Origin of the sequence: uncultured Gimesia sp. (genome assembly GCF_937919775.1) — a bacterium.
Classification (GTDB): domain Bacteria; phylum Planctomycetota; class Planctomycetia; order Planctomycetales; family Planctomycetaceae; genus Gimesia.
This window is the reverse complement of the sequence record NZ_CALFPF010000459.1, coordinates 1-10339: the sequence shown is the minus strand read 5'-3', so window position 1 is coordinate 10339 and position 10339 is coordinate 1. Positions and strand designations below refer to the sequence as shown.

At 50.4% G+C, this 10339-nt stretch carries 6 protein-coding genes; 3 read left to right on the top strand and 3 right to left on the bottom strand.

What is annotated here, in order from left to right:
- The 3 genes from Q0294_RS13060 to Q0294_RS13050 form a co-directional block, all read left to right on the top strand.
- On the top strand, positions 1 to 186 hold a 186-nt coding region (locus Q0294_RS13060; protein WP_299465961.1), incomplete at its 5' end, for a hypothetical protein.
- 45 nt (positions 187 to 231) lie between these two features.
- A complete protein-coding gene (locus tag Q0294_RS13055) occupies positions 232 to 1686 on the top strand; it encodes a DUF1501 domain-containing protein (RefSeq protein WP_299465958.1) in 1455 nt (484 codons plus the stop codon).
- A gap of 92 nt (positions 1687 to 1778) precedes the next feature.
- A complete protein-coding gene (locus Q0294_RS13050; protein WP_299465955.1) occupies positions 1779 to 3047 on the top strand; it encodes a hypothetical protein in 1269 nt (422 codons plus the stop codon).
- Between the two features lie 40 nt (positions 3048 to 3087).
- On the opposite strand, the gene Q0294_RS13045 is transcribed toward Q0294_RS13050, so the two are convergent.
- The 3 genes from Q0294_RS13045 to Q0294_RS13035 form a co-directional block, all read right to left on the bottom strand.
- Positions 3088 to 5982 (bottom strand): c-type cytochrome domain-containing protein, encoded by a 2895-nt coding sequence (locus Q0294_RS13045; RefSeq protein ID WP_299465952.1) that lies wholly within the window; start codon positions 5980 to 5982, stop codon positions 3088 to 3090.
- A 69-nt stretch (positions 5983 to 6051) separates the two neighbouring features.
- Entirely contained in the window at positions 6052 to 8568 is a 2517-nt protein-coding gene (locus Q0294_RS13040) for a DUF1549 domain-containing protein (RefSeq protein WP_299465949.1), read from the bottom strand.
- Positions 8569 to 8729: 161 nt separating this feature from the next.
- Positions 8730 to 10106 (bottom strand): DUF1501 domain-containing protein, encoded by a 1377-nt coding sequence (locus Q0294_RS13035; protein ID WP_299465946.1) that lies wholly within the window; start codon positions 10104 to 10106, stop codon positions 8730 to 8732.
- Positions 10107 to 10339: the final 233 nt, after the last annotated feature.

Genomic DNA, 10339 nt, shown 5'->3' with positions numbered 1-10339 from the left:
GAAAAGCTCGTTCATTTTTATGATCAGCAACTTGACCGACTGAAACAGAATCAAAATTTAAGTCAGCAATTATTAGGCACTGCAGCATCTTCATCGCAAGCAGAGATCTCCCAGCCGGAATGGGCGGCCTGGACTCTGGTTGCACGGGCAATTTTGAACATGGATGAAGCCGTTACGAAAGAATAGCAGCATGTTAACGTTCTTTCCTGTTAGAACTTCTGGAGTGAATTGATGTCGTTGTCACATGATCAATTTGCCAATGCGATCTCGCGGAGGCATTTTTTCCAGTCCGGTGGAGTCGGGTTGGGGAAAATCGCGCTGGCCTCTTTGTTGTCGAGAGCGGCGCTGCCTGCCAGACAGGTTTCTGCCGCGCCGACAGAACTGATGAATCCATTTGCTGCCAAAACAGCGCATTTCAAACCTCGGGCAACCAATGTGATTTATCTGTTTATGGCAGGTGCCCCCAGTCAACTGGAGTTGTTCGATTATAAGCCGGCGCTGGAAAAATATAATGACGCTGCTCCCCCTGATAATCTGGCCAAAGAACTGCGTTTAGCATTCGCGCAGCAGAACGCCCGGTTGATGGCTCCTCAATATTCATTCAAAAAACACGGGGAATCGGGAAATGAAATTTCGGAGATCGTGCCTCATTTGTCAACGGTGGCAGATGAAATATGCATTCTGAAATCATTGCATACCGACCAGTTCAATCATGCTCCCGCGCAGGTCTTTTTAAATACAGGCAGCCCAATCCCCGGTCGTCCCAGCATGGGCTCGTGGGTCACTTACGGATTGGGTAGTGAAGCAGACGATCTGCCCGCGTTTGTGGTTTTGACTTCAGGCGGCGGGACCAGTGGGGGGACAGCTAACTTCTCCAGCGGCTTTTTGCCTTCTTTGCATACGGGGGTGCCGTTTCGAAGTGAGGGGAGCCCGATTATCAATGTGAACAATCCGCAGGGGATCGATCGGAAGATTCAACGGGATACGCTGGATCTGGTGAGCACATTAAACAAACGTCATCTGGATGTCGTCGGAGATCCGGAGATTTCCTCCCGCATCAGTGCCTACGAAATGGCATTTCGCATGCAGAGCCGCGCGCCGGAATTAATGGACTTCTCGCAGGAAACCAAAGAGACACTGGAGATGTATGGCGCAGAACCGGGAAAGAGTTCGTTTGCCAATCATTGTCTGTTAGCACGTCGGCTGGTCGAGCGCGGGGTTCGATTTGTGAATCTGTACCTGAAAGGCTGGGATCATCATTCCAATGTCAAAGGTGGTTTGAAGAATATGTGTGGCAAATGTGATCAGGCATCAGCGGCACTCGTGAAAGATTTAAAACAGCGCGGGTTGCTGGAGAACACACTGGTGATTTGGGGCGGCGAATTCGGTCGTACGCCGATTGTCGAAGCCAACGCCACGCTGGGGCGTGCTGCGGGCCGCGACCATCATCCGAGTGCTTTTTCCATGTGGATGGCAGGCGGCGGCGTGAAATCGGGTTTCACCTGGGGAGCCAGCGACGAACTCGGATTTAACGCTGTCGAAAACCCGGTCCACGTGCATGACCTGCAGGCGACCATCCTGCATTTACTCGGTCTGGACCATGAGCGACTGACATTTACTTATCAGGGCCGTCCTTATCGGCTGACCGATATTCATGGAAAACTGGTTTCGGAAATTCTGGCTTAATCTGATTCTATTCAGACGGCACGCTGTATCACGGTCAGGCTCCAAACTGCTTCGATTAACAACATGAATCCTATTTTTGTGAAAGTATCACAATGAAAAATCTCAAGCTGATCACTCGCAGAGACTGGCTTTCCAACGCAATAGCCATCGCCTGTGGTGCAGTTGCTCAGCGAGCGATTGCCACTCCGACAAGGCCAGCCAAAACAAAGTCGGTCGCCGCAATCGTATCTATCTATGAACAAAAAACACACGCTGATGTGTTACTTGGGAAAATTCTGGAAGGGTGGAAGCAGGATGGTGGGTCCGGACCGGCTTTGAAGCTGTCATCGCTGTATGTTGATCAGTTTTCCGATAAGGATCTGTCCCGTAAGATGGCTGCCAAATACAACGTGCCGATCTTCGATTCAATCGAAAAAGCAGTCACGGTCGGAAGTGACCAGATTCCCGTCGACGGCGTAATCAGTATCGGAGAGCACGGCGACTACCCTTTTAATGACAAAGGGCAACAGCTTTATCCCCGTCGCCGATTTTTTCAGAAGATCACTGATACCTTCCAGAAATATAACCGTGTCGTGCCTGTATTCAATGACAAACACCCGGGACCCGTCTGGTCTGATGCGAAATGGATGTATGATCGTGCTCAGAAGATGAATGTTCCCTTCATGGCCGGTTCGTCACTGCCGTTGACGTATCGTAAACCAGAACTCAATATTCCTCCGGGGTGTGAAATCGAAGCCGCTGTGGGAATCGGTTACGACGGACTCGACATCTATGGCATTCACGCACTGGAATGTTATCAATGCCTGGTCGAGCGACGCCGCGGTGCCGAAAGTGGTGTGAAATGGGTGCAGTATTTGGAGGGTGAGGCAATGTGGAAAGCCCTTGATGAGGGCATTGTCCCTCAAGACGTGTTCAACGCCGCACTCGCCGCGGTGCCAAAAGTAGGGAATGCCGACATTCGTGCCGATCCTGATGCCGGGTTATTTCTCTTCAAGTATAATGATGGGTTTCTGGGAACTCTGTTCATGCTGCAGTCGGTAAACCGAACTTCGGTGGCACTGAAACTGAAAGGGCAGCAACCGATTGCTACTCAGTTTGAAGAGCGAACGGAGCCCGCTCACCCGCATTTTGCCTATTTGTTGAAAGCCATCGAGCGGATGATGCATACGGGCCGTCCGAGTTATCCTGTCGAGCGAACATTATTGACAAGCGGAATTCTGGACCGGGCACTTACGTCACGAGTTCAAAACGGCAAAAAACTGATGACGCCGGAACTGGCGATTCGCTATCAGCCAGTCGACTATCCACACGCACCATTGCCGAAATTAACTTCGAATCCTGCTGAGCCGTTAGCGGAATAAGTTTAAAATTGTTTTGAACTTCTCTATTGAGACACTCAACTTATTTCGATTTCGCAGCCAGTTTCTCTTTCTGTTTCACATGCAGCAGAACGGGGATCGAAGTCTGGTTTCCTTCCTGCTCTGCTTTCAAATGGAAGAGACGCGTTGTTTCCGGAACCCACTTGGCTGCAGTCAGATAAAAAGTTCGATCATTCTGATCATCCAGCAGGAGCAGTCCATTCAGGCCGATATTATCGACATAAACTCCGTGGGGTAGATTGCGTCCTGCATATTCACGACCAAAGCCGACGACCCCTTGATAACCATTTCGCAGCAAATGAACTTTGGCTGCGATGGTTTCACCGGGATGGATTGTCAACTCCAGCGGCTTGTCCGGAATCAATTCCAGGCTGTCACCCGCGACGCTGTATTTGTCCGCATTCATCGGCACCATGCGGATGATTAATTTCGGTTTTTCCAGCAGTTGAATCGTTCCCAGTGAATTAACAGCATGGGTTTGTTTCACACCGGCTATAGTTGCGGTTGCGGAAACGTTGATCGGGGTATAGCGGGCATCGTCTGGTCTGGAAGCGATGAGCGGACCCTCGTTCTGAGGAACCGGGTCGGCAGAAATGACACCAAAGGCCTGATCGTGACCAGCCTGAATGATGATCGGGCTGGTGACATGAAAGCCGGGTGGTACTCCAGAAATGTCAACTTGAATTGGCCCCTCAAATCCATCAATACGTTGTGCAACGACTTCAATTTCTTTGCCACTACCTGTGTTGACTTTCGGATTTGCCCCTTTGAGGGTCACCTTGAAGTCCGGTTTTCTAGGACGGACCGTTAACTCGTAGTGAAAGTCTTTTCCCTGGAATCCGCGTACATCTGAGACGCGTACATAATAAGTACCGTCTTGGGGGGCTTTAAAGATCAGACGGGAATCATCGCCCAACTCCCGACGGCCGTCATCATTGTTTTCATAGTAAACAGTAAAGACCGGCAGACCATTGGGTGGCAATTCGGTTCCGACAGGAAACGGCTCCACGATATAACACGGTTCATGCAGCGCGTGCGTGATCGGACTGGTTCCGAAATACGTATAGCGTTTGCTGCCACTGCCGGGATAAACATTGAATCCCGAATCCGGACCACGCGGGTAGAGCCAGAGTTTGACGACTTCTCCGTTGGCAAACAAATATTCGTTTAACTCCATTTCCTGCCAGTTCTGGATGCGAAAATCACTCAGAATGTCCGAGTCTTTGCCACGGAATGTGAAATAGGAATCGCGCACGGCTTGCAGTAAGACGCGCGGGATCTGTTTGCCTGCCGCATCGAGCACTTCAATTTTAGTGTCGAGTTTTGATTTTTTACGGGCCGCGTTGGTTTCGATCAGCCATTCCTGGCCTGCCTTTGATTCAAAGCGATACAGGTCGACGTCTGTAGTTTCCGGCTCTGTCGCTTCGATGACACCACTGGCGATGATGGAAGGGGAGGTCAGCAAGGTTGCCTGATTCAGCCGGTTATTCGGTTCCGATTCTTTGATGGAAACCGCTTTGACTGTTTCTTGAGCCGGTAAAGATGTTTCCGGGACCGTTTGGGTAATACTCGGAATTTCTGCGGGTGTAGAAAGCGTGGCTGGCAGAGGAAAACGTTTTAAGAGCCCGTTACTGAAACCGACCAGTGCAGTCTGTGAATCCGGTGAAAAGGTAACGGAAGTCGGGATCGCCGGAAGATTTTCTTCCACGTGTAACAGCAGAATCTGATTCGCATCCCAGATTTTCAGAGAACGATCATCCGAAATCGATGCCAGCAGTTTTGCATCGGGGGAATAAACAATTTGAATCACCGGATTTTCATGTGCAAAACGGGCATAAACCAGAGGATTGATTTTCGCCGTCTTACGCGATACTAAACGCCATTTGCGAATCCGGTTGTCTGCACCTGCCGCCAGAATAAAATTGCCGTCCGGGCTGAAAGAGACAGAATATTGTTCTTTGAGCGGCTGACTGAGGGTATCAAGTCGATTACCGGTTGCGACCTGCCAGACTTTAACCGTCGCGTCGGCTGAGGCACTGGCGAGTGTGGTGCTGTCCGGGCTGAATGCCAGATCGAAAATCGCACCGTTGTGCCCCGTGAATTGTCGTACTTGTTTGCCGGTTGCGATATCCCAGAGAATAATGTTCTGGTCATAACTGCCGGTGGACAGCCATTTTTTGTCCGGACTGATCTGCGCTGCATACAACACATCTCGATGGCCGACAAACTCCTGCAGCTTCTTGCCGGTTGCTACCTCCCAGATCGCGGCCTGGCCGAATAATCCCGTTGTTCCTGAAGCTGTGATCAGCCATTTTCCATCAGGGCTAAAACGTACCGAATTGACCTTGCCGGGAAGTCCTTTCAGAGTCTGGACGATTTTATCTGAACTGCCTGATAACAGTTCGACTTCCGCAAAACGCGCGATGGCAATCAGATCGTTTGCTGCTGACCAGTCGAGAGCGTCGATTGGTTTATTCACTGCAGCTGTCGGCCTGATTTCCGGGACAGTCAGTTCCATCCGCGCGGGAGTTTTACCAGACGGCCCTTTGGCGCCCTGATTGACCCACTCCACCAGCAACGCGATTTCCTGAGGCGTTAATTTGTCTCCACTGTCTTCCGGGGGCATCATTGGTTTGGCTTCGCCGGTGACCATCCGAATCAGACGACTGCTCTTACTGTCTCCAGGCAGAATCGCAGGACCCTGTTTTCCCCCTTTGAGCAGACCATCGTAGGAGTCGATGACGAATTTTCCTTCGGGATCTTCGACTCCATGACAGCTTTCGCAATATTTTCGAAACAGGGGCGCGATCTGTTTCTGGAAATCAATTTGTGTCTCTGCTGCCTGTAGAGTATCGGCATGTCCGATTAACAGGATCAGTGAAAAAAACAGTATGGTTTTTGGCAGGAGATGTAACATCGATGACCTCAAGTCAGCTTTATATTTAATATAAAATGCATGTTATTAATATTAGAATCAAATCTCAACTTAGTGATTAAACAGAAACTCGCGGCTGCTGAGAACTCCCCAGAACAGGTCTTCGATCACCTGACGTTTTTCTGCTTCCGGTGTTTCTGACAGCAGTTTCGACAGTTTTGTTTCTTCCTCAGATGTGGGCTTGCGGGAGAGACACAGCATGTAAATCTCGGCAATCACTTCCTTGTCCGGTTTCTTCGCTTCCAGCAATTTGGTGACGCGACTTTCTTTGGCTTTGAGTTTGTCGTTGATCGTATCGCCGTTGGAAAGATGCAGTACCTGAACCATCGTGGGTTCTTCCGTGCGTTCGCATTCACAGGTAATCATCCGCTCGTTGCGTCCGAATGTCTTCAGGAAGTAGGAAATCACCGAGGAATCATAAAGCTGGATGGCTTTGGTTCCTTTGGGGTAGAAATCCGTTTTTTCGGGACTCGGCTCAAAATATTGAGTGAACTCGTCAGGAACTTCAGTCACTTGAGAAATGGCGTCCAGCAGCACTTCGGCCATCATGCGTCGGGGATAATATCGGGAATAGAAACGTTTCTCATCTTTATTCTCCGGAAGCGGCTGGCTGCTGCGTTGATAAGCAGCGGATTGCAGAATCACTTTCATGAGTGCTTTTAAATCAAATTGGTGTTTCACCAGATAATCGGAAGCAGCGACGAGCAATTCTTCATTGCTGGCAGGATTGGATTCCCGCATGTCATCCACGGCTTCCACCAGTCCCACGCCAAAGAAGTTGGCCCAGACGCGATTGGTAATCGAACGGCTGAAAAAATGGTTCTCTTTTGATGTCAGCCAGTTCGCCAGATAGATGCGGCGGTCTTCCGGGGCATTGATATCAATGGCTTCGCCGTCGAGGGGCGTGGGGGGTTGCGGCTTGCCTGTTAAAGGCTGCACTAGATCTCCTTCCGTGGCAACGAACAGAGTCCGAATTCCATCGCCGGCACTCTGGCTGCCGCCCCAACCTTTGGCACGGACGCGGGAAAAGAAATTCGCCATCGCGTAATATTGATTGTTCGTCCATTTCTCCAGCGGATGGTTATGGCATTTCGCGCACCCGATCGCCAGGCCCAGAAATGCCTGACTGACATTTTCTGTCATCGTTTCCGGATCCTGATGAATGGCATAAAAGTTTGTCGCGCCATTTTCAATGCTGCTGCCTTGCGCGGTAATCAGTTCCCGTACGATCTGATCCCAGGGGGTATTCTGCTTCACATGCGTGTGAATCCATTCATGATAGGCCTTCACGGCCTGCGGCCGAATGAGTGCCCCGTTGACCAGTAACAGATCCGACCACTTGTAAGTCCAGTAATCAATGAATTCAGGTCGGGCCAGGAGTTGATCAATCAGTTTATTCCGTTTATCGGGACTTTTGTCAGCCAGAAATACTGCGACTTCTTCGGGTTTCGGAAGAGCACCGATCGTGTCGATATACACTCTGCGAATGAAATCCCCGTCGTTCGATTGAGGAGAGGGGGGAAGGTTTAAACGTTTCAGCTGTTTGATGACCAGCTCATCAATGAAATTATTTTGTGGTGATTTCGCATAGACGGCAGGATCAATTATCTGCTCGTAAGGTGAAGTGATTTTGGAGATCGCAATTTTACTGGAGAAGTTGCAGACAATAGCGCCTTCTCCAAAACCGGTTACTTTGATTGTTCCCTGCGCGTCAACTGATGCCACACTTTCATTGACGGAAGAAAACGCGGTCCACTGTGTCACATCGCGAACCGACTGATCGGAATAATGAGCCTGAACCAGCAGATGTTGCGTTTGTCCTTTCGCAAGGATTGATCTGGCGGGTAAGACTTCCAGCTTTTCGATAACAGGATCGGATTCAGCAGGAGCGGGGGCACCTTGTGCAATCCAGCCGGCGAGAATACGGTATTCCGGTGAATCGGTTTCAAAACGCACGCCCCCTTTGTGAGGAACCGCTCCTGTCGGTTTGATTAAAAACAGACTGAGTGCCGGCTCGGACAATTCAATCCGCCGTCCCCGTGACTGCTTCGCAATCGTGTGGAAATCGCCCAGCACATCATAAGCTTTCAACGACAGTCGAAAGCCGCCTTTACCAGCAAGCGCACCGTGACAGGGGCCGGAATTACAGCCTGCTTTGGTTAAAATCGGCTGCACATCATTACGGAAACTCCACTGATAAGGCTCATCGATACCAGTGACGGAAACACTGCTTTGGGATTGAAGCGTTCCCTGTTTTGCTGTGATGATGGCCTCGCCATTACTGACGGGGATTAATGTCAGCCCCTCGATCTTGACCACCGCGGGATTGCTGGAAGAGAGTTGTGTTTCAGCGGTGACCGGTCCTGCGATCTCGCCGTCATTGTTGATTTTCTGGACCGAAAACCCATGCCGTGCTTCTTTGCCGGAGAGTTGAATCTTCTGCGGAAGCAAAACGATCTTTTCTCCTGCTTCTGCAGCACTGAGAAAACCGGAATGCATGCCGAGAGCAAGCAGGCCGGTGAAGATCAATAATAGAATGAAGCGTGTGGCTTGTCTGGCAGGAAACATTGAGCACTTCTCTTTATGGAACGGGTCGTTTGCATTGAATGATTTACAATGACGTAACAGGAGTGATCTCAGGAGTCAGTGGTGCGGACTCCGTTTACGATGTTGTAAGATCGTAATTTATTGTAAACACCAGCGTTTCATCTCAGTAGATGGTGTGTTTTTTAAAACAGTTCGCGAATTTCATGATTGCCCACATCCACCAGCGGGAAGGGACGGCCTGAAGGACCGGGCAGTACCGTATGCAGATCAAAGCCGAGACTGTGATACACGGTCGCTGCCAGATCGCCGGGGGAAACGGGGTGATCCGCGGGAACACCGCCGATGGGGTCACTGCTGCCGACAACGCGTCCCCCCTGAACGCCACCACCGGCAAAATAGCAGGTAAAACATTGCGGCCAGTGATCCCGACCACCGGCTGGATTCACTTTCGGGGTTCTGCCGAACTCGGCGACATTGCAGACCAGAGTTTCATCCAGCATCCCACGATCATAGAGATCTTCAATCAGCGCACTATAGGCCTGATCGTACATAGGGGCTACGATATTCTTCATGCCTTCAATGGAAGTGAAAGGTTTGGAACCGTGAATGTCCCAGGTAATTTCGTTGAAGACGGTCAGGAAGGTATTGATGGTTACAAAGCGAACCCCGGATTCCACCAGACGTCGTGCCAACAGACAACACTGGCCGAACCGATTCATCCCGTAACGTTCCCGGACTTTGGTCGGTTCTTTCGCCAGATCAAAGGCTTCGCGTGCTGCTTTACTGGTCATCAAACGGTAGGCAGAATGGAAATTACCATTGAGCAGTTTGGCATCTTCGGTGGATTCAAAGTAGTCAATTGTGTTGTCGACGACTTCACGAATATTTTTGCGGCGTTCTAATCGAGCCGTGCCGATCTCTTTGGGAGGGAGCAGGTCGGGAACTTTGAAATCGGGTTTGGACGGATCGGCCATCAATGCAAACGGGTCATGGGCTTTCCCCAGAAAACCGCCCGCCTGACCGTTGGGCAGATTTCCGCCGCCTCGGCCCATTGTCTCGGGAAGCACCACATTCGCCGGCAGATCGGTTCTGCGTCCGCGGAGATAATCGACGACCGAGCCGATATGCGGCGTATTGATCCCGCCGGTAAAGAGACGCCCGGTCTGCATCATCTGCCAGCCGGCATCATGAACGGCGGCTGCGGTATGATAACAGGAACGGACCAGCGAAAACTTGTCGGCCACTTTTGCATGCAGAGGCAGAATCTCAGAGATATCAATGTCCGGTGAAGCGGTGTGAATTGGTTTAAAGGGGCCTCGGATTTCCGCCGGGGCATCCGGTTTCATATCGAAGGTATCTAACTGACTGGGGGCACCCAGATTGAAGATCATAATCGCCGATCGGTTGTCATTCTTTTTATCGACGAGCCCCTGTTCTTTCGCTTCCAGATATTGGGGGAGAGAGAGTCCCATTGCGCCCAATGTTCCGACTTGCAGGAAGTCTCTGCGTGTGACTCCACTGCAGGTATGTGCTGTGCCTCGACCAGTAAACTTCAGCATGATGCACCCCAAATGATGGATTTAAAACAGAGCGGACCGTTTTAGGCCGGTTCTGTGTTGAGTTTCCGCTGAGAGAAATCGAATGGGTAAAAATAAATTACGCGCAAGAAATCCCTTATTCGTTTATTTTCGCATATAGTAGACGCCCAGATCAACGTCGTCTTGTAGAAAACACGCATAAATTTGTATTATTTACGCATGGTCGATTCTCATCAATTTCGTAATGATTTCAT